Here is a 26,100-nt window from a genome sequence, read left to right as displayed (position 1 = left end):
GATGCTCAAGGGCTGAATGCTGAGTGCTGACTGCTGATTGCTGCCGTTAACCCCTCCCGCTCAAGTTCTTCGGGTCCTTCATCTCCGGTGGCGCAGGCTTCGCCAGGCCGAGGATGATCTGGAACAGCAGCAGCCAGCGCTTCACGTTGGTGGTCATCAGGAAGTTTTCCTTCACGTGCTCGCGGCCGTTGCGTCCCAGTTGCGCGGCGAATTCGGGGTGGGTGAGCAGGTAGCGGATCTGGTAGGCGCAGCCCTCCACCGAGTGCACCAGCACGCCGGTCAGCTTGTGGATGATCTGCGTGGGGATGCCGCCGACGGCGCCGCCGATGACCGCCTTGCCCTTCCACAGTCCTTCGGTGACGGTCAGGCCGAAGCCTTCCTTGATGGATTTCTGCACGACGATGGTGGCGGCGCGCTGCAGCGCGTTGATCTCCAGCGCCGACCACGGCGGCAGGTTGAGGATGATGATGTCGGGGTCGTCGCCCGCTTCGTTCATTACTTCCTGGAGGACGGCCGCGCCCTCGGGATCGTCGGTGGCGCCGCCGCCGGCCAGCACCAGCTGGCAGTCCACATACTTCTTCACCAGCTTGTAAGCCTGGATCACGCCCACCGGGTCCTTGAGGCGGTCGAAGCGCGAGACCTGCACGAGGATGGGGCGCGAGCGGTCAATGCCGAAGTCTTCGCACACCTTCTGGATGAAGCTCTCCTCGAGTTCCTTGTTCTTCTCCGAGAGCGGATCAATGCAGGGGCAAAACAAATACTGGGGAATGGTGAGCTGGCGCGCGAATGAGGGCGAGGAAAAGTTCGCCGCGTCATACTGCTCGACCATGGGACGCAGGAAGCCCCACACGTCAGGATGCGGATTGCTCAGGTCGATGTGGCAGCGCCAGATCCACTTGCCGCGGTCGCGCTTGGCGCGAATGAGGCCGACCGGCTGCGGATCGTGGATGACGAACAGGTCTTCCGCGAACTCCATGCGCTGGCGGTTCTGCTCGTTGTACATCATGAAGATGTCGAGCGCTTCCTTGGTCACGTTGTATTCGCCGCCGTGCAGCGCGTTGTGGAATCCCTTGGTGATCTCGTAGAAGTCGTTGCCGCCGGTTATGACTTCCCATTTGCACTGCACTTCCAGCTCATTGATGAGTGGAACCAGGCGATTGAGCATTTCGGCGACGCCGCCGCCGATGGCGGTGGAGTTCACCATCTTCACCGTCTTGCCGCGGAGGCGCTGGGCCAGGAAGCGGATTTCGTCGAGCTCGGCGCGGCCCACGATGGGCTCGTAGTCGTCCATCACCGGCGGCGGCGGCGGGGCCGGCGGGGTTTCGCTGATCTTTGGCCGCGGCCGCTGCCGGCGCTCAGGCGGCGCTTCGGTGGTGGTCGAGGCTGGGTTTCCGTTGCCCGCCGGAGTTCCCGGCTTCTGGACATCGGCTGACGTGCTTCCGCTCTGTCTGCTGTCAGTCATGCGACGCTTGTCTCCCGCTTACCCCAGGGCCGGCTCCAGCGCGCGCAGCATCTGGCGGCGGACGTCCTGCAGAGTGGAGGTATAGATGTCAATGCGATTGATGCGGTCGGCCACGGCGCCCAGGCCCAGCTGCTCCTCCAGCCAGAGCGAGAAGTCGTTGCTGTTGAGCTTGAGCCGCAGCCGCGCCTCGATGAAGTGGTAATGGATGCTGTGCACGCTCGCCTTCTCGATGCAGTCGGCGAATTCGCGCAGGTTGCGCGCCACCAGCTGCGTGGGCACGACCACGGTGTCGCTGGCGCAGAAGTAGAAGGGCTCCAGCGCCGCCCGCTCGCCGGCGCGCGGGTTGCGCCGCAGATAGTCTTCCACCACCCCGACCACGTTTTCGCGCAGCGCCTTCAGGCTGGTGTACTCGCGCACGTCGATGGACGCGAGCCGCTCCGCCAGCCCGACCTCGTTGCACGAGGCGAACGCCCAGTGCGCAAAGTCGTTGGAAAATCCCTCCTGGATGAAGTGGTGATCTTCCAGCGTCCGGAACATGTGCTGGAAAATGGAGTCTTCGGGCACGCTGCGCAGCCCTTCCAGCAGCTCATTGAGGTTGTAGCTCCTGGTGCGGCCGATGCGCATGAGGTGTGCCGCCGAGTTGAAGTAAAACGGCAAGCTCGCCCAGCGCGATTTTGGGGCCGTGATGGCCACAGTCTTCCTCCTGTTGGCTGACTCAGGTTGGATGGAAGTGCCCGGGTCCGGCGCTGCCCGTCAATCTTGCTTGGATGCCTCTTGGGACCGGGGTTGTTGTTCGGAAGCGCCGCCGGCCGGGAGGTCCGGAGGACGACGCCAGCCTTTGCGCGGCGCCAGCAGGAAGGAAAAAGCCACGCCTGCCAGCAACATCCAGCTCAGGGCTTGGCGTTCCGAGGTGCTGCCCACCGACAGGCTCCCCAGGGGCGGATACAGCGTGATGGCGAAGACCGCCACCGAGGCAACCGACCCGAGCATGCCCGCCACGGCGCCGTACCGCCATGCCAGCCCGAACACAATGATGAGGAAAGCAAACGGCAGCCAGGGCGAGGTGGGACGGGGAGCCGTGGCCGAGACCAGAATCGCCGCACCGGCCGCCAGGGCGACGCCCATCAGCACGCGCACGCCGTCGTCCAGCCGCTGGGGTAGAGGGTTTCGCATGACCGATCCCTTCTGTTGGATGCTCGGCGGCGCCCGGTTTCTTGTGAAAATCGGGGGCTCCAGCGCGCCCGTCTCAGATTGAGCAGCAGCTCTGGAATTCAATGGCGTGAGAACTCAACTTAGGATTAGATAGATCGCCGCTTTCGGCGCTCCCATGTCGCATGCGCCCGACATCCTTCTGCTGGAGCTGTTCGCCATCTTCGTGTGGGCGAAAGTCTTCGCCGAGGTGTTCGAGCGGCTCGCGCTGCCGGCGGTGCTGGGCGAAATTCTCGCGGGCGTGGTGCTCGGGCCCTACGCCCTGGGCGTGGTGCAGCCCAGTCCCACGGTGAACTCGATCGCGCAACTCGGCGCCATCTTCCTGCTGTTCGTCGCCGGGCTGGAAACGCATCCCAAGGAGCTGGTGCGCGTGGGGCGGCAGTCGCTCACGGTTGCGATCGCCGGAGTGATCGTGCCCTTCGTGCTCGGCTTCGGCTACATGCTGCTGCACGGCAGCCCCTCGCACGAGGCTACGTTCGTGGCGGCGGCGATGGTGGCCACCAGCGTTGGCATCACGGCGCGTGTGCTCAGCGACATGCACGTGCTGCAGACGCGGGTGGCGCGCATCATCCTGGGCGCGGCCGTGTTTGACGACATCCTCGGCATGGTGCTGCTCGCGGTGGTTGTCGGACTCGCCTCTGAATTGGGCGTGCAGTGGACCCAGCTCATCGTGCTGGCGCTGGAGGCGGTCGGCTTCGCGCTGTTCATGATCTTCATTGGGCCGCGCATCGTGGCGCGCATCCGGCCCGGGCTGGAGCGCATGAGCACCCGCAACGCGCCGCTGGTGCTGGCGCTGGCCATCTGCCTGGGACTCTCTGTCGCGGCGGAGCGAATTGGACTGGCCGCCATCATCGGCGCGTTCTTCGCCGGCCTCGCCTTCGCCGAATACTCCCGCGAGTGGAACCTGGAGATGCGCGCACACGCCATCAACGAATTCCTTGCGCCGTACTTTTTCTTCACCATGGGCGCGCTGCTGGATTTCCACGTGTTTGGCGCCAGCGGCGTGCTCACCGCCGCAATCGTGGTCTCGGTGCTGGCGCTCATCTCCAAGGTTGTGGGCTGCGGGCTTCCAGTCTTGCGCGATGGCTGGCGCGCGGCGCTGCGCGTGGGCGTGGGCATGACGCCGCGCGGCGAGGTGGCGCTGATCGTTGCCCTGATCGGGCTGAACATGCGGATCGTGAGCAACCGCACCTACGCCATCGTGGTCTTCATGACGGCGGTCACCACCATCGTGGCGCCGCCCGTGCTGCGCTGCCTGTTCCGCACCGGGCCGGAAGAGCCGGTGCCGGTCCGCGCCGCGGCCGGACCGGTCGCTGTCGAGTAAGCCTGGGCCCGCTGGGGGCAGTCGTGTGACCCGCCCCTTCCCGCTATAATCACGCGTTCCTGCAATCATGCCGCTTCCCACCACCAACCTGGAAGGACACGTCGCGCTCGTCACCGGCGCTTCGCAGGGCATCGGACGCTCCTGCGCGCTGGCGCTGGCCGAAGCCGGCGCCGCGGTGGCGCTCGCCGCGCGCAGCCAAGATAAGCTGGCCGCCGTGGTCGGCGAAATCACCGGCGCGGGCGGAAAAGCCGCCGCCTTCAGGATGGACGTGGCCAGCGAGGACGACATCAAGTCGGCCACGAAAGCGGCGATCGCTCGGTTTGGCAAGATCGATATCCTGGTCAACAACGCCGGCATCACGCGCGACACGCTGGTCATGCGCATGAAGCGCGCCGACTGGGACGACGTGCTCGCCACCAACCTCACCGGCGCGCACCTCTGCATTCAAGCCGTGATCGGCTCCATGCTCAGGCAGCGCTGGGGACGCATCGTCAACATCACCAGCATCTTCGGGCAGATGGGCCAGGTCGGGCAGGCCAACTACGCCGCCTCGAAAGCCGGGCTGATTGGGCTGACCAAGGCGGTGGCGCGCGAGGTGGCGTCGCGCAACATCACGGTCAACGCCGTGGCGCCCGGCTACATCGAGACGGCCATGACCGCCGCGCTCGCGCCCGAACTGCGCGAGCAGGTGCTGAAAATGGTCCCGCTGGGCCGCGCCGGCAGCGACCAGGACGTGGCCAGCGCCGTGCGCTTCCTCGCCTCCGATCAGGCGGCTTACATCACCGGGCACGTGCTGAATGTGAACGGCGGGATGTGGATGGGGAGTTGAGCTCCAACAGGCAATCCCGCGCACTTGCCGCACTGCTCATCACATTCGGCATCGTCCTGGCGTGGTCCGCGATTCGTCCGCACGACTACTTCACCTGGATTTTGGAAACCTGGCCGGCGCTGGCCGCGCTCCTCGTACTGGCTGCTACCTACTCGTCGTTCCAGTTCACGACTTTTGTCTACGGAATGATCTGGGCGCACGCTGTCGTTCTCCTCGTCGGCGGGCACTACACCTACGCCGAGGTGCCCGCCTTCAACTGGCTGCGCGACCACTGGCAACTGGCGCGGAACGACTTCGATCGCGTGGGCCACTTCATGCAGGGATTCGTGCCGGCGCTGATCGCGCGCGAATTCTTCCTGCGGCGGCGCGTGGTGAAGCGCCGCTGGGCGCCCTTCCTGGTGGTGTGCGTGTGCCTCGCGATCAGCGCGCTGTACGAGCTGCTGGAGTGGCGCGCGGCGGTGGCGTTCGGCTCGGCGTCAGACGCTTTTCTGGGCACGCAGGGCGACCCGTGGGACACTCAGGAAGACATGGCGACCGCGCTGGTCGGCGCCATCCTTGCGGTGACGCTGGCGGCGCCGCTGCACAATCGCCAGATCGCCAGGATGGATCCGGACGCCCTGGCGCGCTCCGCCACCGGGCCGGTCGCATAATTTCCTGCGCCGGATCGGCCCGGCGCTGCGTCTTTTAAGGGCAAGTGTCCTCACCCGCCCAAGACGCCATCGTCCTGAAGCAAGCCGAATCGCCATCGGAACTGGAAGCGGTCCGCGAGCTTTGGCTCGAGTATGCCAGGTCGCTGGGCTTCAGCCTCTGCTTCCAGAATTTCGAGCACGATCTGGCAAACCTGCCGGGCGACTACGGCGCGCCGTCGGGCACGCTGGTCCTGGCGAAGGTCGGCGCAGAGTATGCCGGCTGCATCGCGCTGCACGCGCGCGGCGAGGACATCTGCGAGATGAAGCGGCTCTACGTGCGCCCTGCGTTCCGCGGACGGGAACTCGGCCGTCTTCTGGCCGAGCGCCTCATTGCCGACGCGCGGGCGATGGGCTACCGGCGCATGCGGCTCGACACCATCCCCCGGCTGATGGGAACGGCCGTGGAGCTCTATCGCGACCTTGGTTTCTACGAAATCGCGCCGTACTACACCAATCCCATCGAGGGCGCGATCTACATGGAGCTGGAACTCTAGGCATTGCGGAACGGCCGAAGGGCCGAATTGCCGAACTGATGGACCCTGCATTCCCCGGCCCGGTTTCAATTCAGCAGTTCGGCACTTCGCAGTTCGGCAATTTCCTTTCCATTGCCGCTGTTAACGACTAACAAAAATTGTCCTTGCCAGAAGGTACTACTCTGGTTAGTATGCGTCGGACCCCCAACGCAGCCCTGGACTTAGCGCCACAACCCATGAACATTGGCGAGACGATAAGAAACTTCCGCCTACAAAAGGGCATGTCGCAGGGCGACATAGAAAAGCGCACCGGGCTGCTGCGCTGCTACCTCTCGCGAGTCGAAAACGGCCACACGATTCCCTCGCTCGATACCCTGGCCAAAATCGCCGGCGCCATGGATGTTCCGCTCGGCAACTTCTTTGCCGATAGCGCCGGGGAAAACGGCCATGCCAAGGCCGTCCCCCAGCTCAGCGAAGACGAAGTCCGCTTCCTCACACAGATCCGCCGCTACTCGCCCAGCCTGAACGAAAGCGACCGCAAACTGGTGCTCGCCATGGTGAAGAAAATGGCCGCCAGCGCCGGCAAGTAAGCAATCAGCAGTCGGCATTCAGTCCCCGAACGCCTTCTGCGATCGCGATCACGTTCACTTTTGGCCGGGTACGCGCAAGGGCTGAATGCTCATTGCTCAGTGCTGATTGCTGCCTCACCCGTAGTAATGAAAGTCCTTCCAGAACTCCGGCCAGCCCTGTTTTAATCCTCGGCAAACGTAGATCTCGGGATGGTCTTTCGTCTCCTCGTTGAGCACGCCGAGGTGGTTCCAGACTTTGGCCGCCACCTGGCATGACGTGAAGCGCCGCTCGCGGAAGCGCGCCGAAAATCCGAGAACGATCAGCGTCTGGGGCGGCGGCTGGGGATAGCCGCGCTCCCACATCGAATTCACGCCGCTGATCGCTGTCGGCAGCCCATACCGCGGCCCATAGAGATTGATGGCGCCCGCCTCGCCATAGTTCGCGGCCAGGATTCCGTAGCGCATGCGGTCTCCCGCCGGCAGCGCATCACGAATTTTGGCGACCGTCTCGACCAGCTCCGGCCAGCCGATTTCTTCTCGGAAGTTCTCCTGCACCGCGCATGCCGCGCCGAACCACTTCGAGCCCTCGGGCGCCAGCGGCAGGGTGAATGCCGCGGCGAGGGCGACGTCGGCGACTAGCGCCGCCCACACCAGCGCCTTCAGCGAAAGACGCCGGCTGGCGAGTGTGCCCTCCAGCCACACGCTGCCCGCGGCATAGAGCATGGGATACGCCGCCGCGAGATAGTAGCTGCGCCCCTTGGCGAGTATGAACACCACGAGGGGAACGATGTACATCCAGCCAAGGGTCCGGTAGCGTTTTCCTTGTGGCGAGAAAAAGAAGTAGTACAGGCCGGCGATGGCCAGCGGGAACGCGAACAGCGTCAGCTCGAGTTGCTCGGGCAGGAAGAGGCGGTGCCGGCCCTGGCTTACGTCGCGCTCGTGGATGTGACGGACAAAATCCAGGTAGATGAAGTTGTGCCGCACCTGCCATAGCAGGTTGGGCAGGAATATCAGCAGCCCCGCCGCCGCCCCGCAGAGGAACCACTTGCTTCGCAGGTGGCGGCGCGCCGGCGTCAGCAGCAGTCCGATGCCCAGCGCGAAGACCAGGAACGGCATCGCGTACTTGGAGAGCATTCCGAATCCGATGGCCGCGCCAATGGCCAACCACCAGCGGGGATCGTCTGACTGCAGCAGCCGCATGGTGAAGTACGCCACCAGGACCCACGCCAGATAGTCGAACGAGACGTACTGCATCACCGCGCCGGCCGCGAGGCAGAAGGGCACAGCTGCCGTGGCGGCGAAAAGCTGCGCCAGGCGGCGTCCGCCCAAATCGCGCGCCATCAGCCCGGTAAGAAAAACCGCAATCGCCTCGGCGATCGCCGCGAACAAGCGGAACCCGGTCAGCGACGTCCCAAACAGCTCCAGCGAGATTCGTGCGAAGAACGGCGTTACCGGCGGGTACGCGACGTATCCCCAGGCGAGATGGCGCGCGTCATCCAGCGTGGCCAGTTCATCGCGATGGAAGCCGTAGCGGTGGCCAACAAGCAGCTGAATGATTACCGTCGCGGCGGCGACATAGGCGAGGACAGCGGCGTCGCTCGACCAGGGACCCCGCCAGCGTCGCGATTCCGGAACCGCCGGCGATGTGGAGGTCGCGGTCACTGGCACATAGTTAGAGCAGGTTTGTTTGACTGTACGGGCGAGCAAAAAGCCGGCCGGGTGCGGCCGGGCTCCATCTTAGCGGAGTTCTGCGCGGGCGAGGCCTCGAACGGTTCGCTCACGTCCACACGGTTCTACTCCTCTTCTTCCGTGACCTCGCCGCGCTCCTTCTTGTACTTCTCCACGATCTTCTCCTGGATCATGCCGGGGACGACGTCGTAGTGCGCCATTTCCATGTGGAAGCTGCCCCGGCCTTGGGTCATCGAGGTGAGCTCGTTGCCGTAGCTGAGCATTTCGGCCATGGGCACCTCGGCCTTCACCACGGTGTTGCCGGCCTTGTTGTCCATGCCCTGGATGCGGCCGCGGCGCGAGTTCAGGTCGCCCATGATGGCGCCGGCAAACTCGTCGGGCACGGTGATTTCGACCTTCATGATGGGCTCCAGCAGCGTGGGCTTGGCCTGCTCCATCGCCTTCTTGAAGGCGATGCGTCCGGCGGTCTTGAACGAAAGTTCGTTCGAGTCCACGTCGTGGTAGGAGCCGTCGTAGAGCGTCACGCGGAAGTCCACCACCGGATATCCGGCGAGATATCCGCGCGCCGCTGCCTCGACGATTCCCTTCTCCACGGCGGGAATGAAGTTCTTGGGGATGGCGCCGCCGAAAATGTCGTTGACGAACTCGAAGTTGCCGCCGCGCGGCAGCGGCTCCATCCTGATCTTGCAGTCGCCGAACTGGCCGTGCCCGCCGGTCTGCTTCTTGTGGCGGCCCTGCACGTCGGCGCGCCCGCGGATCGTCTCGCGGTACGGCACCTTGGGCGCCTTCAGCGTGACCTCGGTGTGGTAGCGCCGCTTCATCTTGGAAACAACCACTTCGATGTGTTGCTGGCCGGTGCCCGCGATGAGGAATTCCTTGGTCTGCGGGTCGCGGAAAAAGCGCAGCATCGAATCTTCTTCCATCAGCTTGTGGACGCCGGTGCCCAGCTTGTCTTCGTCGGCGCGTGACTTCGGCTCGATGGCGAACGTGATCGCCGGCTCGGGCAGCGCGATGTTGGGATACTGAATGGGGTGCGCCTTGTCGCCCAGCGTGTCGCCGGTGAGGACTTCGCGGAGCTTGGCAACGGCGCCGATGTCGCCGGCGTGCAGTTCGGGGACCGCAATCGCGTTCTTCCCCTGCATCACCGAGATGTGCGAGAGCTTCTCGGCCGTGTTGCGCGTGAAGTTCTGCACCGTCATGTCGTTCTTCACCACGCCGGAGTAGACCTTGAAGAAGGAAATGCGCCCGGAAAACGGGTCGTTCACCGTCTTGAAGACATACATGGAAAGCGGCTCTGAGTCGGCCACTTTGCGCGTGGCGGGCTCGCCGTTATTGGGCTGCACGGCGGCGGTCACCGGCGGGCGCTCGGTGGCGGCAGGCAGAAACTCGCCGATGAAGTCGAGCACGCGGTCGGCGCCGATGTTGCCCAGGCCCGAAGCGAACAACAGCGGGAAAATGCGGCGCTCGCGCACCGCGTCGCGCAATCCGGGAATCAGGTGCTCGTCGGGGATGGTGCCCTTGTCGAAGAACTCTTCCATCAGCGAGTCGTTGCCTTCGGCAACCAGCTCGACAATCTTTTCGTGTCCCGCCTGGGCGGCGCCGGCCAGGTCGGCGGGAATTTCGCCTTCCTTGCCTTTGCCGTTGCCGCCGAGCTCGTAGGTGTAGGCCTTCATGCGGACCAGGTCGACCACGCCCTTCAGCCCTTTCTCGCTGCCGATGGGGAGCTGCACGGGAATCACGTTGCGTCCGAAGGCGGATGTTAGCGACTCCAGGGTGCGCGTCGCATCGGCGCGCTCGCGGTCCATGCGGCTGGCCACCACGATGCGCGGCAGCTCGAACTCATCGGCGTCGCCCCACACGCGCTGCGTCACCACTTCCACGCCGGCGACGCCATCCACCACGATGGCGGCCGATTCCACCGCGGGCATCGCCAGCTTGGCTTCGTGCACGAACAGGTTGAAGCCGGGCGCGTCTACCAGGTTGATCTTCTTTCCGGCCCACTCGGCTGCGGCCACAGCCGTCGAGATCGACATCTTGCGGGCAATCTCTTCGTCGTCGTAATCGGTGGTGGTGGTGCCGTCGTCGATGCGCCCCAGCCGCTGCGTGGATCCGGCGGTGAACAACATGGCGCTGACCAGGGAGGTTTTGCCGGCATGCGAGTGGCCGGCGAACAGTACATTACGGATGTTGGCCCCTTCGTAAACCTTCACCTATGGCTCCTTTCAGACTCTCCCCAAGAAACCGCTGCGGGGTGCGGCCGTCGGCGCGCCTCGGCGACAGAGCAGTGGAAATCGGCTATTGCAAAGGAAAAATGCTAGCACAGCGGCGCTGGAGTGCGGAATCGCCCCGCCTTTTTCACCGCAGAGAACGCAGTGACCGCGGAGCACAATTCGACGAAAAAACCGCAAATGCTTTTGTGAATTGCCTTCCGCTGCGTTCTCCGCGATCTCTGCGGTGAAGAGCTTTTCCAAAGCAAAAAGGCCCCGCGTCTCCGATTCAGGATCAGTTCCAGTCACCGATGCGGCTGGAACTCCGGGAAGACGAGAAGCCTTCTGCTGCTGACCAACCAGGCCCGGTACAGCGAGATTGGTCTGGCCCCTCCTCGGGGCCTTCCGCGCGGTAACACCGTGGCGCCGGCACGCGGGCCGGCGCGGTTCCTCAGGCCGCCAGCTCTCGCCCTGGTTGAGGCGGGGCGGCCCGGAGCTGCGCTCCTTTGTTGTGACGCAGCCGGCGCAGCAAAAGGATGGCTGCCACCACGGCCAGCGCCGCGCGCGGGTCGGGGAGGGCGGCAGCAATCAACGATGCGCGTATGGCGGCCGGCTCGGCCAGGGCCGGATTCGCGGCAAGATCGCGCGTGCGCGTCTCGGGGCCATTCCATCCCACACGCGCCGGCACGAACTCGTGCCGGCGGCCCGCATCTTTCACCAACTTACGGGGATCGGGGCGGATGGGCGTGGCAAAAGCGGCGGCGGCCAACAGCAAAACTGCTGCAAAACCCGGCAAAACGCGCGTCAGGAGCCTGCTTGCACCCACAACCGATTAGATGCAGGCTGGCGCAACAGGTGGTCTGCCATCGAATATCGGGTCACCGGGCCATGGCGTCACTGGACCCAATGTCCCGATGACGCAATGGCCCGATGTTCAACTCAGCGGCGGATGCCGCTGAAGAACTTCGCCATCCGCTCCAGCGCCTTGTCGATTTCCTTCATCGACGTGGCGTAGGAAAGACGGATGTGTTCCTTCGTGCCGAAGCCCTCGCCGGCGACCGTGAGCACGTGGACTTCGTTCATCAGGCGATCGGCCACGTCATTGGCCGAGCGCAGCGACTTGCCGTCGAAGAATGCGGAGACGTTCGGGTACGCGTAGAAGGCGCCCTCGGGCTTGGAGCAGGTGATGCCCGGAATGGCGCGCAAGCCGGCGACCACGCGGTCGCGCAGCTGGATGTAGCCGGCCTTCATCTCCTCCACGCACTGCTGCGATCCGGTGAGCGCGGCGACCGCCGCTTTCTGCACGATCGAGGTTGGGTTCGACGTGCTCTGTCCCTGGAGCTTGGCCATGGCCGAGATCACCGCCGCGGGCCCGAGCGCGTAGCCCAGGCGCCAGCCGGTCATCGCGTACGTCTTCGAGAGCGATCCAAGAATGACCATGTGCTCTTTGGCCGCGGTCACCGACCCGAGCGAAAAGTTCTGCCCCGTGTAATTCAGGTAGACGTAGCACTCGTCGGCGAGCAGCCAGATGCCGCGCTCCTGGGCCACGTGCGCGATCTCGGTCATGTCGGCCGGGTTCATCACCGCGCCCGAAGGGTTGGCCGGCGAGTTCAGAATGATGGCGCGCGTCCGCGGCGTGATGGCGCGCGTGATCATATCGGCCGTGAGCTTGAAGTTCTCGCGCTCGTCGGTTTGGACCAGCACGCAGTTGCCCCCGGCGTAGCGCACAATGTCCTTGAACGACACCCAGTACGGCGCCGGCAGAATGACCTCATCACCCTCGTCCACCAGCACCTGGATGGCGTTGAACAGCGCCTGCTTGCCGCCCACGGAGGCAACGCACTCCTCGCGCTTGTACGCCGAACCGAAGTCCGCCGCGTGGCGGCGAATGATGGCGTCGCGCAATTCCCCCGTCCCTCCGACCGGCGTGTACTTGGTGAAGTTGGCGCGGATGGCCGCGATGGCCGCTTCCTTGACGTGCTCGGGCGTGGAGAAGTGCGGCTCACCGGCGCCGAGGTCCACCAGGTCAATGCCCTGCGCGCGCAGCTTCTCAGCCGCGATGGTGGCGGCCAGCGTGGGTGACGGCTCGATGCGGTTGATGCGCTCGCTCAACGGATTGGCTGCGACGGTCGTGCTGCTCATGTCCTCCCCCAAAAAAATGCGCTCTCAGCTGTTAGCTTGAACTTTCGTGCGCCTTCGTGCCCTTCGTGTTCCTTCGTGTCCTTTGTGTTTCGCTTTTGCCTTTGATCCGGCTTTTGCCTTTGGTCTTGCTTGAGCCAAGGGCCAGGAGTCAGAGGCCAGGAGCGCCTTACTTCTTCTTCGTCCCCAGCGCCTGCCGGGCCTCGGCGCGGCGATCGGCCCGCCAGCCGCGCTGCCCGGGACGTCCGCGGCCGTCGGCGCGTCCCCGGCGGGCACTGTTCATCGCTTCACCGCTTCCCGGCGCCGACGGACGAAAACTTGCCGCCTGCACACGGCGCATGCGCTGCTTCAACTGCCCGGCGACCAGCGGCGGCACCAGCTCGCGCACGTCGCCGCCCAGGTGCGCCACTTCCTTCACCAGCCGCGAGCTCAGATACGAGTACGCCTCGGCCGGCATCATGAAGACGGTTTCCAGTTGCGGTTGGAGCTTGCGGTTCATCAGCGCCATCTGCAACTCGTACTCGTAATCGCTGATGGCGCGAATGCCGCGCAGCACCACCTGCGCCTTCTGTCCCACGGCGTAGTCCACCAGCAGCCCGGTGAAGGTGTCCACGCGCACGTTCGGCCACGGCCGCGTGAGCGCTTCCAGCATGCGGCGCCGTTCGCCGAGCGTGAACAGCGCTTCCTTCTCCGGATTGCGCAGGATGGCCACCACCAGCTCGTCGAAAATCTGGCTGCCGCGCTCGATCAGGTCGAGGTGGCCGTTCGTCGGCGGATCGAACGATCCGGGATAAATAGCGACAATCTTGCGCAATTTGCCTCGGGCAGCGTGGCTGGGACTGCCGCGATTTTATGCTTCATGCGCGCCGCGAGGCAATGACGAGCCTACTCGGACCCAGCGCCCGCCTGAAATCAATATCCCTAATACTCACTATTGGAAATTCTGTTCCACCGCCGTCTTGTGCAGCTCCGCTTTTCGATTGAGCAGCAGTGCACGCTTGCTCGCCAACCGACATCCCACACGGTAGCAAACTCTTCCGGAGGAGTCCGCATATGAATCGCAATTCCGCACTATTTCGCTGTCTGCGCGCCGGGTTGCTGGGCTGCCTGGTGATGGCCCTGCCGCTCTGGGCGCAGACGAGTGTTCCATCGCAGGACAAGCCGCAAAGCGGCAGGTCTGATGAGGCGCGTGAGCGCGACCGCAACCAGAACCCGCAGTCAGACCAGGCGCCGGCCACGCAGGAAAAACATGAGCACGGCGCCATGACGGCGCAAAGCTACCTCGACCACACGTCGCGGGCCAATGCGTCGGAGATCAGCATGGCCAGGCTGGCGCAGCAGAAGGCCAGCAGCCAGGACGTGAAAGATTTCGCCAGACAGATCGAAAACGACCACAACCAGGCGGAAGGCCAGCTGAAACAGGTCGCGCAAAAAGACAAGCTCCAGCTTCCGCAAAGCGATCAGCCTCCCGCCAAGGAAAGTCGGGAAGAAAAGGAACTCAGCCGCCTGTCCGGCAGTGAGTTCGACAAGGCTTACATTCGCCACGAGATTCGCGATCATCGCCAGGCGATCGCGATGACCGAGAAGGCCTCTAAGTCGCTTACCGATCCCGATGCCAGGCAGTACGCCGAGAACATGCTCCACAAGCAGCAGGAGCACCTCGGCAAGGCCCAGCAGATCGCCCAGAAGCTCGGCGTGAGCACCAGCATGGATATGGAGAAGGACCACGAGATGGAGAAAATGCCGCCCAAATGACCGCACCTGCAGTGCGCCTGACGTGTGAAAACTAAAAGGGAGCAGCACCAGGCTGCTCCCCTTTTTTGCAAAGTCCGCCGAGGGTGCCCCGCATCGGCCTTCCTTTGGCAGATGTGCGTGTCCTAGAGCGCCGTCGAATCCAGCATGCTCGACGTCGGACACCGCAGGCGCCGGCTGCCCCGCCGCCTTCTCGGCAACCAGAAAGTACCAGTGCTCGCCGGCGTGCTCCGGGTCGGTGGGATCGAAGCCGGGCTGCTCGCGAACCGTCTTGAAGCTGTTGCGCGCCAGGTCGTCGCGGACGAAGTTTTCCGGCAGCCGGTGCGCGCTTTCGTAGCTGGAGCGCTCCCGCCCGGGCGTGTCGGCCTTCTCGATGATGCCCAGCCGCCCACCCGGTTTGAGCGCGCGCATGAAGGCCCGGAGCATCGCGTCGTGCTTGCGGAATTCGTGGTACGCGTTGACCACCAGGATGGCATCGAGTTCGCCGGGCGGCAGACGCGGGTCGTCTTCCGCCCCGTCCACCACCTGCACTTGCCTCAGGCCGAGATCTCCCACCCGCTCCCGCAGCTTGCGCGTGGACTCGCGATCAATATCAACCGCGTAAACCTTGCCGCCCGGGCCAACGCGCTCGGCCAGATGCAGCGTGAAGTATCCCGGCCCGGCGCCAACGTCGGCGGCGCGCGAGCCGGCGCGCAGCCCGAGCGCGTCCATCACCTGCTCGGGATGCTGCCACTTGTCGCGCTCGGCGGCCGTCTGCCGCTCGCGGTATTGGGCACGGAGAGCCGGGACCAGCAGGCAAACCAGTACCGTGAGTAGCTCGGCCTTGCGAACACGCTTCACGATTCCGTTGGACGTCTGGCGACGAGAAAGGGTTCAACTACTGCGGGACATTGTCCGCGCGGGCGAGTGCCCGCTCGGCGATGCGGTTTGCGCTTGTGAGGCGCAAGCAAGCCGGCCACAGAGATGTCTTCATCCGGCAGTGGCCCGTGAACGCCGATCCCATGACCGATGATGCGCCAATGACTCCGCTGCTGAAAAGTAGCGCCCAAAAGCCGCGGAAATCTCGCCGAGGGAGCGCGAAACCCTCGCTTCCACGCTAGCGCCACTAGGGTTGAGCACAACTTCGCGACCTCGTCACCGCGCCCCACGTGCACGTGCGGAGGCTCAGCGCCTTCATTGCTGAAGAAGAAAAACCTGTAGCCTTTGTGGCGCAGGATTGTCGGCATTCGGTCACGCGCCGCTACCGCCGTGCCGGCGCCGCCGGCTTGGCCCCCGCGTGCGCCGCGGCCGCCGACTTCTGCTCCGGCGTCGCTGGCGCGGGCGACGGGACGGCGTGCACGCCAATGCCGAGCGCCTTGCGCACCTCGGCCTCGACCTTCGCGTAGATGTCGCGGTTGTCTTTGAGGAACTGGCGCGCGTTCTCGCGTCCCTGACCGATGCGCTCGCCCTTGTAGCTGAACCACGCGCCCGATTTCTCCACAATGTTGTGGTTCACGGCGATATCAATCAGGTCGCCTTCGCGCGAGATGCCCTCGCCGTACATGATGTCGAACTCGGCCTCGCGGAACGGCGCCGCGACCTTGTTCTTCACCACTTTCACCTTCGTCCGCGAGCCGACCACCACGTCGCCTTCCTTGATGGCGGCGATGCGCCGGATATCAATGCGCACCGAGCTGTAGAACTTCAGCGCGCGGCCGCCGGTGGTGGTCTCGGGATTGCCGAACATGACGCCGATCTTTTCGCGGATCTGGTTGATGAACACCAGGCAGGTGCGTGACTTGGAGACCGTGCCGGTGAGCTTGCGCAGCGCCTGCGACATCAGCCGCGCCTGCAGGCCGACGTGGCTGTCGCCCATTTCGCCGTCCAGTTCCGCCTTCGGGACCAGCGCCGCAACCGAGTCCACCACCAGCACGTCAATCGCGCCCGAGCGGACCAGCGCTTCGGTGATTTCCAGTGCCTGTTCGCCGTAGTCGGGCTGCGAAACCAGCAGGTTGTCCACGTCAACCCCCAGCTTGCGCGCGTAGATCGGATCAAGGGCGTGTTCGGCGTCCACAAAGGCGGCCATGCCGCCGGCTTTCTGCGCTTCGGCCACGACCTGGAGCGCGATGGTGGTCTTGCCGCTCGATTCCGGGCCGAAGATCTCCACCACGCGGCCGCGCGGGAAGCCGCCCACGCCCAGCGCCGCGTCGAAGGAAATAGCGCCGGTCGAGATCACCGAGATGGGCACCACGGCTTCCTTCGACCCCAGGCGCATGATCGAGCCCTTGCCGAACTGCTTCTCGATCTGGGAAAGCGCCAGGTCAATCGCCTTGCTACGCTCGTCTGCCATCTTGCTCTCTCTCCTTGAAGTCGCTTCAAACCCGCTCTGGACGCGGCTTTGCGCCGCTAACCCCCCAGCTGCCGTCCCGCTTCGCGGCATTATACACTGCATTCCGCCTGTGGGCGAACAAAAAGCGAATCAGCGCGCCGGCGCTGTTGCCGCCTCTGGTGCGGGCGCAAGCGCCACCAGCGCCAGCCCGATTACGAGAAACCCGGCCACGCCCGTCAGTTCCGTCCGTTCGATCACTCCGCGGTACGCCTGCGCGCCCATCAGCCCGCCGTGCGCCAAGCTCGACCACGCGGTGAAGGCGATCAGGCTGCGATGCGCCGAAGGCCTTCGCGACGCGATCAGCAGAAACACCCCAAGCGTCGCGTAAACGCTGAGCATCATGGCCAGCCCAGGTTGTTTGGCGAAAAACATCGTCATGGGATAGACCGCCGCCGCGAACAGCAGCCCAATCACCACCAGCACCGCTTTCAGGATCCGCTCTCGGACCACCGCCCACCTCCTCGTTCCACCAGCATTATGCGCCGAGCGGCGGAGGAATGCGCCGCCGCTCCCAAAACCTCGGTCTTTTACACCGCCGCGGCCCGGAACGGATGCGCCAACAAGCGCAACCAGGCGCGGTGCTTTATCATGCAGGGTTGCACACCGGGCCTGAGGCCCGACATCCGAGGTCACGCCATGAAACGCGCACTGCTGTTTACGCTGCTCCTCGCGCTCTTCGCCACGGTTGCCGCCCAGACCAAGGGCAAAGACACGACCAAAGACAAGGCAAAGACGAAGAAACCCGCGTCCGTCACCGTGGCGCTGAACGACGCCAAGGGTACGAGTGTAGGCGCCGCCACGCTGAAGGAAACCGGCAAGGGCGTGGACGTGAAGCTGAACCTGCACGGTCTGCCGCCGGGCGAGCACGCGCTTCATTTCCATCAGAACGCTCAGTGCGACGGGCCCGACTTCAAGTCCGCCGGCCCGCACTTCAACCCGGAAGGCAGGAAGCACGGCCTGCAGAACCCCGAAGGCCCGCACGCCGGCGACATGAGCAACTTCACCGCGTCAGCCAAGGGCAAGGCGACGGAAACCATTCATGACGATCGCGTGACCCTGGGCGAAGGCCCGAATTCCCTCTTCACCAACGGCGGCACCGCGCTGGTCGTCCACGCCAAGGCCGACGACATGAAGACCGATCCGGCCGGCAACGCCGGCGACCGCATCGCCTGCGGCAAAATCACGAAGTAGCATTCAGCACTCAGCAACCAGCATTCAGCCCCTGAACAGTCCGGCAAAACTGCAGGAAGCGTTTTGCCGGGATGCGCAGAGGCTGAATGCTGAGTGCCAGGTGCTGAGTGCTTACTTCACCCACGCCATCCCATCCACCCCCGGGCCCGTGGGCAGCTTGTCGGTGACGGCGAGCTTGTCTAAATCAATCGCGGCCACCGCGCCTTCACCGGCCAGCGCCACCCAGGCGCGATTGCCGAGTTGCTCCATCTGGATCCCCAGCGGCTGGCCGCCGGTGTGAATCCGCTGGATCTCCTTGTGCGTGGCGGCGTCGATCACCACCACCTCGCCTGCCTCGGGGTCAGAGACGAGCACCCGCTTGCCATCAGGCGTGAACTTGATGCGGTTGGAGTGCTTGGTCATGCGCGCGATCGTGTCGGTGACTTTCTTCGTCTCGACGCTGATAACAGACACGCCGCCATCCTGCGAGTGCGCCGACCACACTTCCTTCCCGTCGGGCGACATGTCGATGCCCTCCGGCCCGGCGCCCACGGCGATGTGCGTGGCGCGCCAGCCGCCGCCCGGGCCCTGCTCCAGCGCGGTCACCGTGCCGCTGGCGATGTTCGACGTGAAGATGCGCTTGCCGTCGGCGGAGAGCACGAGCATGTGCGTCACTCCTGCCCGGTGCCCATCATCCAGTCGAGCGTGCCCGATGCGGGATCGTAGCGCGCGATCAGCTTGTTGCCCTCGCAGGTGAAGTAAATCCTGCCGCCATTTTCCACGATGCCGTGCGGTCGCCGCAGCCCGCCCAGGTTCACCCGCTTCAGCTCCCTGCGCGTCGCGAGATCAATCACGCTCAGCGTGCTTCCCGGCGCCGGTCCCGTTCCGTAGTTGGCGACGAAGGCGGTCTTGCCGTCGGCCGAGACGGCCACTTCATGCGGCCCTTCGCCGGTGGGCACACGTCCGACCACCTTCAGGTTCACAGGATCAACAATCGCCAGCTCGTTCGCTCCTTTGTTGAGGACGACGAGCGCCGGCGAGGGCACCTGTGCGTAAGTTGCGGTGGCAAGCGCCATCGCGCCGCCAAGGAAGAGCAGTGAGCGTCCACGTTTCATTCTGTCATCCTGAGCGAAGCCCGCCGCAGGCGGGCGAAGTCGAAGGATCCCCAATGTCACCTCATTCTGTCATCCTGAGCGAAGCCCGCCGCAGGCGGGCGAAGTCGAAGGATCCCTAATGTCACCTCATTCTGTCATCCTGAGCGAAGCCCGCCGCAGGCGGGCGAAGTCGAAGGATCCCTAATGTCGCCGAAATCATGAGCCTGAGACGAGATTGCGGCGCCAGAACATAGGCCTCCGCGTCCCTCCGCATCGCGCCGCCAAGGAAGAGCAGCGAGCGTCCACGTTTCATTCTGTCATCCTGAGCGAAGCCCGCCGCAGGCGGGCGAGGTCGAAGGATCCCTAATGTCACCGAAATCATGAGCCTGAGACGAGACTACGGCGCCAGAACATAGGCCTCCGCGTCCCCCGCGTCCTCCGCGTTGAAACCCTTCGGCTCATCGCTTCAGCAAATCCACCGGCTCGTTCACATCCGTCACCCGGAACAACCCCGCCAGCTCCGGATGCCGCTTCGCCACCGCCTCGTACATCCCGTACGCCACGTTGCGATACGAGAAGTGTCCCGCGGGGCCGGTGCGGAGCTCTGAGATGTACACGGCTTCGGCCAGGTCCATCTTGAACAGCGTGCGATGGCGGACGCCGAGCGGCAAGAGGTAGTCCCCCGCGTGGTCCTCTCTTTGGGCGAGTGACTGCACGGCGCCTGCCGCGCGCCGCATCGCGGCGGCGTAGCGCGTGCCGTGGCCCGCGTCCGGAATCTCGGCGGGCGTGTCGTGTCCATGTGCGGCGGTGAAGGGCTGCGAAATCTGCACGCAGCGGCGGTGACGATGCATGTCGCGAAAGCCGCCCAGGTCCATGAGGATGTCGAAGCGGAACCTCTGCCCTGCCGAGAACGCGCGCAGCAGCTCGTCGTGGCGACTGCGATGGCGCGTGCCCATCGCGACGATTTCTTTGCGGCCAGCGCCGGGCAGGCCCTCGACGACGCGGCGCACCTGGCGGTAAGGGTGCGCGCAGAACTCGTACAGCAGCGTCGCCGCCAGCTCGATCTCCACCGGCTCGTCTTCCAGCAGGTCAACCGGCGGCGCGCTCTCGATCTTTTGTCCGGCGAGCAGCTCGCGCGCCAGCTGCGTCATCTCGCGCTCGGTTTCCTGGCGATACCGATTCGTCTCGGCGTACTTGACCAGCGTGGGCGCCACGCGGACGTCTTTGAGCAGCTCCTGCCCGGCGCGCGCGCCGAGCGCCGGATCGAGAGCGCGAATTTCTTCGACGAGAGCAGCCAGGCGGTCGCGGTTAACATTCCATGCGGCCTCGCGCGCGGCTGATTTCAGCTTCTCGCCCAGGCGCCTCACTTCGCCGTACGGACTCGACAGCAGCCGCGCCACCTGCGTCTCCAGCGTGCGCGCGTTCACGATCTGCCCCAGCGACGTGTTGGTCGCCATGGGCAGCAGGTAGCGGGCAAAGTCGAAGGCGCGGGCGCGCAGCGTGCGCTCGTACGCCTCCTGTTTCATCTCGGCGGGCTTGGGCGTGCGCGCGGCCAGGTAGTCGAACATCGCCCCGCCGAGCCACTCGTACTCGGCGAAGAGAAAGTCGGCCGTCTCGCGATAGAGCCGCGCCGCCGCCGCATCCCCGCCGAAATCGGGCGTGTAATAGCCGGACTTCCTGAAGTCCTGATAGCGGGTGGAGCGCTCCTGGCCGTCCCAGCGCTGCTCGTCCACCAGGATGATGGCCGCCAGGATCGTCAGCCGCTCGATGGCCAGCGCCACGTGCGCCAGGTCGGCAATGGAGCGGTGCCCGTACTGAAAGTAGAAGGTATTGAGGAACTTTTCCGCCTTCTGGTCGTTTATTTCTTTCAGGGACTCCTTCATCGAAAGCGCCGACCGCGAGTACTTGGCCATCGCGTAGGCCTGCACCTCGGGTTCGGCGCCGAACACGGCGAAGACGTCGGTTTCGGATAAAGAATCGGGCGCGGACTCGCCTGCATCTTGGTTCGAAGCAGTGAAAGCGGGATTCGCGCGATCTTTTTCGCTGACGTTGCCGGCCATGACGGGAAGGCCATCCTACTGCCGCCTGCGGTCGAACGGCAACGGAGGCATTACCTCCGTCACTTTTCAGGGTCTGGCGGGTCGCATATAAGAGAAGGATTGCCGATCAGGCATTCATGAGGCATTTGGCCATCATTTTGACGGCGTGCAGCGCGCTCGGGGCGGCCGCGCCGGTATGCGGGCAATCGTTCAATTTTGCCGCCGCAACCGTCGCTGAAGCCTCCGCCGGCGGCCCGGCCATGCCGCAGCTCATCGAAGCCGCGCCGCAGCAGGCGCTGCCGGCGGTGATGCCAAGCTCGGCCGCGCTGCCGCGCATGTCGCCTGAACTGGCCCTGGCCACCTTCCACAGGCGCGCCCAGGTCCAGTCCGCCGACCTCGCCTCGCTCGCATCCGTCACTGAAATCGCCGCGCAACTGCCCGACACCCGCCAGCAGGGCACGTTCCAGCTGCGCCGCAACTACACTGCGCCGCGCGAGCTCAAGTTCACTCCCATTCAGTTCACCGGCGACGGATTCGTTAAGACCAACGTGATCAACCGCCTGCTGCAATCCGAGGTTGACCACGTCGAAAAGAACGATCCCGCCTCGACGGCCATCAGCAACCAGAACTACAAATTCAGCTACAAGGGCGTGGAAAAAATCGACGGCGTGGCGGTGCACGTCTTTCAGCTCAAGCCGCGGCACAAAGTGCCCGGCCTGTTCAAAGGGCGCGTCTACCTCGACGCGGCAACCGGCGCGCTGCGCCGCGCCGAAGGCACGCTGGTGAAGTCGCCCTCCTGGTTCGTGAAGAAGATCGAGTTCGTGCAGGACTACGCTGACGTGGCCGGCTTCGTCCTGCCGGTACGCACGCATTCCTCGGCGAGCACCCGCCTGGTGGGCAAGGCAGTGGTGGACATCACCTACCGCGACTACGAGGCCCGTCCCGTCCCCGGCACCGAAGCCGAAGTGAGCGGGCTGCGCGCAGCCGCCTCAGCTGCGTCGGGGAACTGAAACTCCGCCCAACCAACGTAGAGACGCAGCTTGCTAAGGCTTTTCCAGGCGGCCCGCGATCTTCAAGTCCGCGAACGCGAAACCATCGCGCACGATCACCTCGCCCCCTTCCACCGGAATGGCCTCCGGGAACATCGGCCCGGCGTGACAGAAGCTGTGGAACTCGCCCTTTTCGCCGCAGGGATCGGTCCTGGAGGGAAGGTCGCGCAGCAACGCCTCGTCGAACTCGCGGCCGGCGAACTCAGCCGGCAGGACGCGCGTGTCCACGCACGTAAGGCGCGCACGCAGCCCGCTAGTGATCATCTCGCGCGCAAGCTCGGCGGTCGGCAATCCCCACAGCGGAAACAGCGACCCCAGGCCCGTGCCTGCGAGCTGGCGCTCGCGGTAAGCGCGCACGTCCTGCAAAAACAGGTCGCCGAACGCGACCGCTTCCGCGCCGCGCTCGCGCGCCTCCTCGCACGCCCGCCGCATCCGCCGCTCGTATTCGGCGTTGGGACAAGGCCACGGCAGCGGGAGCGTGGTCAGCGGCAGTCCCGCGGCGCGCGCCTGCGCTTCTACCAGCTCGCGCCGCACCGCATGCATGGCCACGCGGTCGGCTTCGGCATTAATGGTGGTGAGCAGCCCGACGACTTCGACGTCAGCGCGTTGCCGCAGCGCGTGCAGCGCCCAGGCGCTGTCCTTGCCGCTGCTCCAGGAAAGCAAAACGCGCTTCACGCGCCCAACCTGTGGTTCACGCGGCCGCCCCCACGCGCTCGGCGGGAAATGCGCGACGGCTGAGCCACGCATGTAAGCCGAACAGCGCTCCGCTCCAGAACAGATCGCCGAGCACCGTCCCGCCGAAGAACGGAATCGCCGCCACGTAGCACCCGATCAGTCCCGCCCAGGTATGCGGATAGCGCGTCCCGAACAGCCACACCGGAAAGTTGCTGATCAGGAAAAACTGCGCGCTGCCTGCCAGCGCCGCCGCGCCGATCCGCCAGGCGTTCTCGCTCGCGCGCAGCCACAGCCTCCCGATCACCACGTTCAGCAGAAAGCTGGCGTAGATGAACACCGTGCCGCGTCCATACGGCCGCAGCCCGTAACCCCAGTTGATGATCGGATCGCTGATGGCCATGGCCGCCAGGGGCGCCAGCCAAGCTCGCCATCCGCGCAGCCGCGCGCCCGCCAGCAGTGCGCTGCCGCCGACAGGCGTGAAGTTCGGCGGATGCGGCAGCAGCCGCGCCGCCACGCTCATCACCACCAGCCCGATCCCCAGCGGCTGGCCTGTCTTCCCGTTCGCGTCCGTGGTCGCAGCCATCGCCTGCCTCCTTTGAGTCGGTTCACAAAACGCTTGGAAGGGGCGCGGCTTCCGGCCGCGCCGTTTCAAGCCGCCAGCAATGCGCGCTTCAGCCCCTGGGGGATTGCTCTTTTCTGATTGCCAGCCGTGATGAAGCCACTCAGCCCTACTCTCCGCCGACCCGGAACCGCATGCCGGCGCGGAAGCTGGCGCCGATCGCCGGAAATCCGAGCACTTCGTTGTAGTTGCGATTCAGCGCGTTCTCCACGTTGAAGTAGGCCGTGGCGTAGCGACTCACAGCGAACCATCCGCCAAAGTCCGCGCGCGCGTAGCCGGCGGCGTGGTCGATGCCGAAGCCCTGAAAATCATTGTCCGGACGCCGGCCGACAAAACTTCCGCCCAGGTTCCCGCCCCAGCGCCGCCCCGAGTACACCAGCAGCAGCGATCCCAGGTGTTTCGGCCGCCGCAGCAACGGCTTGCCGATCGTCGAAGGCGCCAGCGGCGCCTCCAGCGTCTGCGTGGCGGTGTAGTCGTAGGCGGCGTTCAGTGAGAGCGACGGGCGCAGCCGCGCGTGCGCCTCGAACTCCGCCCCGTGAGATAGGACCTTGTTGATGTTGATGAACCGCGCCTGGAACGCCGGCGGACCCAGCGACTGGAAGTCAATGCGGTTGTGGAACAGGTCGTTGAAGTATAGCGCCGTTACGGCCACGCGCCCGGCCGCAAGCGACTGCTCCACGCCCGCTTCAAGCGAACGGTTCTCTTCTGGCTTGAGATTGGGATTCGGAATGATGCTGAATGCCGGCTCGCCGAACGACTCCAGGAAACTTGGCGCCTTGATGCCGGTGGCAAACGCGCCACGCAGTCGCGTGCCGCCGATTCTCTCCTTGCCGCGCCGCGCCAGATACGTTCCCGCAACGCGCGGAACGCCCTTGCTGCCGAAGCTCTCGTTGTGCACGTAACGGGCGCCGGCCGTGAGCGAGCCGCGCGGCAGCAGGAAGAGATGCTCCACGTACAGCGCATGATTGCGGCGCAGCCCGCTCGCCACCGCGCCCGAGAGCAGGCTGCGAGTGTCGCCGTGTTCGTCCTCGAATCCGTAACCGAAGGTGGTGCGCGACCAGCCGCGCGGTGTGTACTCACCCTGGTAATCCACTCCCGCGCGGTTCAGGTTGATGCGGGAATCGAACGGGCAGTCGCGGAAGATGAACTGGGCAAAATCGCAGCCGCGGTCCGGGACCAGGTCCACGTTCGCCAGCCGATGGCTGTACTCGTAGCCGGTCAGCCGGTGCTGCCACGGTCCCGGTCCGTTGATGGCGAGCTCAGTGCTCGCAATCAGGCTGTTCTGGCGCGCCACCTGGTCGCTGTCGGGTGGAAGCAGCGGCACGCCGTTGAACTTCCACGCATTCTGCGCGCCGGCGCGGCTGTTCAGGTGCCGCACCCGCGTGCGCCACAGCATCCGCGGCGAGATCGCCACGCCCACGTTCGCGCCCTCGGACGAATTCGAATAGGCGGCGTTGACGCCGTCGCCGTCGGTGTTCACCTGGTCGCCGAACAGGTCGTAGTCAAAGCGCCCGCGCGCACCCGCGAGGCTGGCGTATCCGTGCGCCGTGGCAAAGTTCCCGCCATCGGCGCCGAAGCGCAGCTCGGGGGTGCGCGTCCGGCCCGTCGCCGACCAGAGCTGCACCACGCTGCTCATCGCGTCGGAGCCGTAGAGCGTACTCTGCGGGCCGCGCAGCAGCTCCACCCGTTCCAGCTCCTGCGGGGGAATGACGCCGAAGTCGAAAAAGCCGTCGTCGTTGTTGATGGGCACGCCGTCAACGATCACCTTGTTGTAGCGCGATTCGCCGCCGCGCGCGAACAGGCTGGCCTGTCCGCCGCGCTGCCCCGCCGTGCTCACCACGGCGCCGGGCAGAAAGCGCAGTGCTTCGTTCAACCCGAGCGGCTGCATGGCCAGCAGGTCGCCGCGGCCGAGCGCGGCCACTGCCGTTCCGGTCTCTTCCTGCGCCACCGGAGTGAGCACGGCGCTCGCGACCACGGTTTGCGGCGCCGCGGCGACCGCGAGCTTCACTCGCGTTGATGCCTCACCGGACTGCGCCAGTGCCGCCGAAGCCGGAGCGAATCCCGGCGCGAAGACCTGCACGCCGTCTCCGGAAGCGGCAAACACAGCCACGCCTTCGGCCGACGTTGTCTGCACTTCCACAACACGCGCGCCCTGCATCAGGGTCACGCGCGCTCCGACAACGACGGCGTCCTGCGGATCAACCACGCTGATGCGTAGCGCCGTGGAAGCGCGCGCCTGCGCCACGGTAGCGGACCAGATCAAACTGAAGAGAAAAGAAAAAACGAGAAAGCGACACCGCACGGCTTTCCTCCTTTGCACGCGAAAGGGGTTGCGACTTGCGATGCGAGCCGGTCTCCTGGCTTGGCGAATGAAGCTTGCGGCGGCCTTCCCGCGACGGTTGTCGCAGTGGCCCTCCGCCTGCCCGGCTTGCGCCGGGCCGCCTTACAGTTGCGCGGCAGCGCGGGATTTGCACCCGCTTCCCAGTCCTGCGCCGCGATGGCGCAGAACGCACGCATCAGTGAATTGGAAAAGATCGCGGCCCAAACTCGGCCGGGACATGGAATCTACGCTTCGAGTTTGATCGTGTCAACTTGGCGGCCAGGCTGGGTGATGTCACGCGGCTTGTGTAAATAGCTTGAGGGTGCGGGTTTTCCATTCCAGGGTAAATCTCTGGAAAATGGAGTAGATGATTCGGTCCACGCTTTTGACGTTCACAAAGCACACCATCGGTCGGGTTCGTCGG

The 26,100-nt window shown here is 65.1% G+C and carries 25 protein-coding genes and 1 riboswitch; of the genes, 7 read left to right on the top strand and 18 right to left on the bottom strand.

Annotation, left to right across the window (positions count from 1 at the left end; genetic code table 11):
- Nucleotides 1-46: 46 nt before the first annotated feature.
- The 3 genes from VFA60_03115 to VFA60_03105 are packed head-to-tail and all read right to left on the bottom strand — an operon-like array spanning nucleotide 47 to nucleotide 2,635.
- Nucleotides 47-1,462, bottom strand: coding sequence for a glycosyltransferase (locus VFA60_03115; GenBank protein ID HZQ90763.1), 1,416 nt, complete (start codon nucleotides 1,460-1,462; stop codon nucleotides 47-49).
- A gap of 18 nt (nucleotides 1,463-1,480) precedes the next feature.
- Nucleotides 1,481-2,155, bottom strand: coding sequence for a DUF5752 family protein (locus VFA60_03110; protein ID HZQ90762.1), 675 nt, complete (start codon nucleotides 2,153-2,155; stop codon nucleotides 1,481-1,483).
- A gap of 60 nt (nucleotides 2,156-2,215) precedes the next feature.
- On the bottom strand, nucleotides 2,216-2,635 hold the full coding sequence (locus VFA60_03105) for a DUF4118 domain-containing protein (GenBank protein HZQ90761.1): 420 nt from the start codon (nucleotides 2,633-2,635) through the stop codon (nucleotides 2,216-2,218).
- Nucleotides 2,636-2,789: 154 nt separating this feature from the next.
- Here VFA60_03105 and VFA60_03100 point away from each other — a divergent pair, with 154 nt between their 5' ends.
- The 5 genes from VFA60_03100 (at nucleotide 2,790) to VFA60_03080 (ending at nucleotide 6,576) form a co-directional block, all read left to right on the top strand.
- Nucleotides 2,790-3,995 (top strand): cation:proton antiporter, encoded by a 1,206-nt coding sequence (locus VFA60_03100; GenBank protein ID HZQ90760.1) that lies wholly within the window; start codon nucleotides 2,790-2,792, stop codon nucleotides 3,993-3,995.
- A 67-nt stretch (nucleotides 3,996-4,062) separates the two neighbouring features.
- A complete protein-coding gene (fabG, locus tag VFA60_03095; GenBank protein HZQ90759.1) occupies nucleotides 4,063-4,824 on the top strand; it encodes a 3-oxoacyl-[acyl-carrier-protein] reductase in 762 nt (253 codons plus the stop codon).
- Nucleotides 4,821-5,474, top strand: a complete 654-nt coding sequence (locus VFA60_03090; protein HZQ90758.1) for a DUF2238 domain-containing protein — start codon at nucleotides 4,821-4,823, stop codon at nucleotides 5,472-5,474. The genes fabG and VFA60_03090 overlap by 4 nt, the downstream gene beginning before the upstream one ends.
- 44 nt (nucleotides 5,475-5,518) lie before the next feature.
- On the top strand, nucleotides 5,519-6,007 hold the full coding sequence (locus tag VFA60_03085) for a GNAT family N-acetyltransferase (GenBank protein HZQ90757.1): 489 nt from the start codon (nucleotides 5,519-5,521) through the stop codon (nucleotides 6,005-6,007).
- A 170-nt stretch (nucleotides 6,008-6,177) separates the two neighbouring features.
- Complete coding sequence (locus tag VFA60_03080) at nucleotides 6,178-6,576, top strand: helix-turn-helix transcriptional regulator (GenBank protein HZQ90756.1); 399 nt, start codon at nucleotides 6,178-6,180, stop codon at nucleotides 6,574-6,576.
- A gap of 114 nt (nucleotides 6,577-6,690) precedes the next feature.
- Here the strand turns inward: VFA60_03080 and VFA60_03075 are convergent, their stop codons facing one another.
- The 9 genes from VFA60_03075 to VFA60_03035 form a co-directional block, all read right to left on the bottom strand.
- Complete coding sequence (locus VFA60_03075; protein HZQ90755.1) at nucleotides 6,691-8,217, bottom strand: glycosyltransferase family 39 protein; 1,527 nt, start codon at nucleotides 8,215-8,217, stop codon at nucleotides 6,691-6,693.
- Between the two features lie 131 nt (nucleotides 8,218-8,348).
- Entirely contained in the window at nucleotides 8,349-10,454 is a 2,106-nt protein-coding gene (gene fusA, locus VFA60_03070) for an elongation factor G (GenBank protein ID HZQ90754.1), read from the bottom strand.
- Nucleotides 10,455-10,902: 448 nt separating this feature from the next.
- On the bottom strand, nucleotides 10,903-11,226 hold the full coding sequence (locus VFA60_03065) for a hypothetical protein (GenBank protein ID HZQ90753.1): 324 nt from the start codon (nucleotides 11,224-11,226) through the stop codon (nucleotides 10,903-10,905).
- Between the two features lie 164 nt (nucleotides 11,227-11,390).
- Nucleotides 11,391-12,593: a pyridoxal phosphate-dependent aminotransferase gene (locus VFA60_03060; protein ID HZQ90752.1), complete on the bottom strand. Its 1,203-nt coding sequence runs from the start codon at nucleotides 12,591-12,593 to the stop codon at nucleotides 11,391-11,393.
- 166 nt (nucleotides 12,594-12,759) lie between these two features.
- A complete protein-coding gene (gene coaD / locus VFA60_03055; protein HZQ90751.1) occupies nucleotides 12,760-13,404 on the bottom strand; it encodes a pantetheine-phosphate adenylyltransferase in 645 nt (214 codons plus the stop codon).
- Between the two features lie 404 nt (nucleotides 13,405-13,808).
- Nucleotides 13,809-15,182: a methyltransferase domain-containing protein gene (locus VFA60_03050; protein ID HZQ90750.1), complete on the bottom strand. Its 1,374-nt coding sequence runs from the start codon at nucleotides 15,180-15,182 to the stop codon at nucleotides 13,809-13,811.
- A complete protein-coding gene (locus VFA60_03045) occupies nucleotides 15,179-15,568 on the bottom strand; it encodes a DUF2442 domain-containing protein (protein HZQ90749.1) in 390 nt (129 codons plus the stop codon). The genes VFA60_03050 and VFA60_03045 overlap by 4 nt, the downstream gene beginning before the upstream one ends.
- 14 nt (nucleotides 15,569-15,582) lie before the next feature.
- A complete protein-coding gene (gene recA, locus VFA60_03040) occupies nucleotides 15,583-16,671 on the bottom strand; it encodes a recombinase RecA (GenBank protein ID HZQ90748.1) in 1,089 nt (362 codons plus the stop codon).
- A 129-nt stretch (nucleotides 16,672-16,800) separates the two neighbouring features.
- Nucleotides 16,801-17,160: a DUF6632 domain-containing protein gene (locus VFA60_03035; protein ID HZQ90747.1), complete on the bottom strand. Its 360-nt coding sequence runs from the start codon at nucleotides 17,158-17,160 to the stop codon at nucleotides 16,801-16,803.
- A 186-nt stretch (nucleotides 17,161-17,346) separates the two neighbouring features.
- Here VFA60_03035 and VFA60_03030 point away from each other — a divergent pair, with 186 nt between their 5' ends.
- Complete coding sequence (locus tag VFA60_03030) at nucleotides 17,347-17,901, top strand: superoxide dismutase family protein (protein ID HZQ90746.1); 555 nt, start codon at nucleotides 17,347-17,349, stop codon at nucleotides 17,899-17,901.
- 111 nt (nucleotides 17,902-18,012) lie between these two features.
- Here the strand turns inward: VFA60_03030 and VFA60_03025 are convergent, their stop codons facing one another.
- From VFA60_03025 to VFA60_03015, 3 genes are all read right to left on the bottom strand, one after another.
- Nucleotides 18,013-18,546 (bottom strand): cytochrome D1 domain-containing protein, encoded by a 534-nt coding sequence (locus tag VFA60_03025; GenBank protein ID HZQ90745.1) that lies wholly within the window; start codon nucleotides 18,544-18,546, stop codon nucleotides 18,013-18,015.
- A 5-nt stretch (nucleotides 18,547-18,551) separates the two neighbouring features.
- Nucleotides 18,552-18,995: a hypothetical protein gene (locus VFA60_03020; GenBank protein HZQ90744.1), complete on the bottom strand. Its 444-nt coding sequence runs from the start codon at nucleotides 18,993-18,995 to the stop codon at nucleotides 18,552-18,554.
- Between the two features lie 437 nt (nucleotides 18,996-19,432).
- Nucleotides 19,433-21,034 (bottom strand): FAD-dependent thymidylate synthase, encoded by a 1,602-nt coding sequence (locus VFA60_03015; protein HZQ90743.1) that lies wholly within the window; start codon nucleotides 21,032-21,034, stop codon nucleotides 19,433-19,435.
- Between the two features lie 116 nt (nucleotides 21,035-21,150).
- Between VFA60_03015 and VFA60_03010 the strand changes: the two genes are divergently transcribed.
- A complete protein-coding gene (locus VFA60_03010; protein HZQ90742.1) occupies nucleotides 21,151-22,023 on the top strand; it encodes a hypothetical protein in 873 nt (290 codons plus the stop codon).
- Nucleotides 22,024-22,056: 33 nt separating this feature from the next.
- On the opposite strand, the gene VFA60_03005 is transcribed toward VFA60_03010, so the two are convergent.
- The 3 genes from VFA60_03005 to VFA60_02995 form a co-directional block, all read right to left on the bottom strand.
- Nucleotides 22,057-22,737: an ATP-binding protein gene (locus VFA60_03005; GenBank protein ID HZQ90741.1), complete on the bottom strand. Its 681-nt coding sequence runs from the start codon at nucleotides 22,735-22,737 to the stop codon at nucleotides 22,057-22,059.
- Nucleotides 22,738-22,753: 16 nt separating this feature from the next.
- Nucleotides 22,754-23,320: a DUF6580 family putative transport protein gene (locus tag VFA60_03000; protein ID HZQ90740.1), complete on the bottom strand. Its 567-nt coding sequence runs from the start codon at nucleotides 23,318-23,320 to the stop codon at nucleotides 22,754-22,756.
- A gap of 145 nt (nucleotides 23,321-23,465) precedes the next feature.
- Nucleotides 23,466-25,619 (bottom strand): TonB-dependent receptor, encoded by a 2,154-nt coding sequence (locus VFA60_02995; protein HZQ90739.1) that lies wholly within the window; start codon nucleotides 25,617-25,619, stop codon nucleotides 23,466-23,468.
- 66 nt (nucleotides 25,620-25,685) lie between these two features.
- Nucleotides 25,686-25,886, bottom strand: a riboswitch (cobalamin riboswitch).
- Nucleotides 25,887-26,100 lie beyond the last annotated feature (214 nt).

Source organism: Terriglobales bacterium (assembly GCA_035651995.1).
Lineage (GTDB): Bacteria > Acidobacteriota > Terriglobia > Terriglobales > Acidobacteriaceae > DASRER01.
Note: the sequence above shows the minus strand (reverse complement) of the source record. Positions and strands in the feature narration are given on the sequence as shown.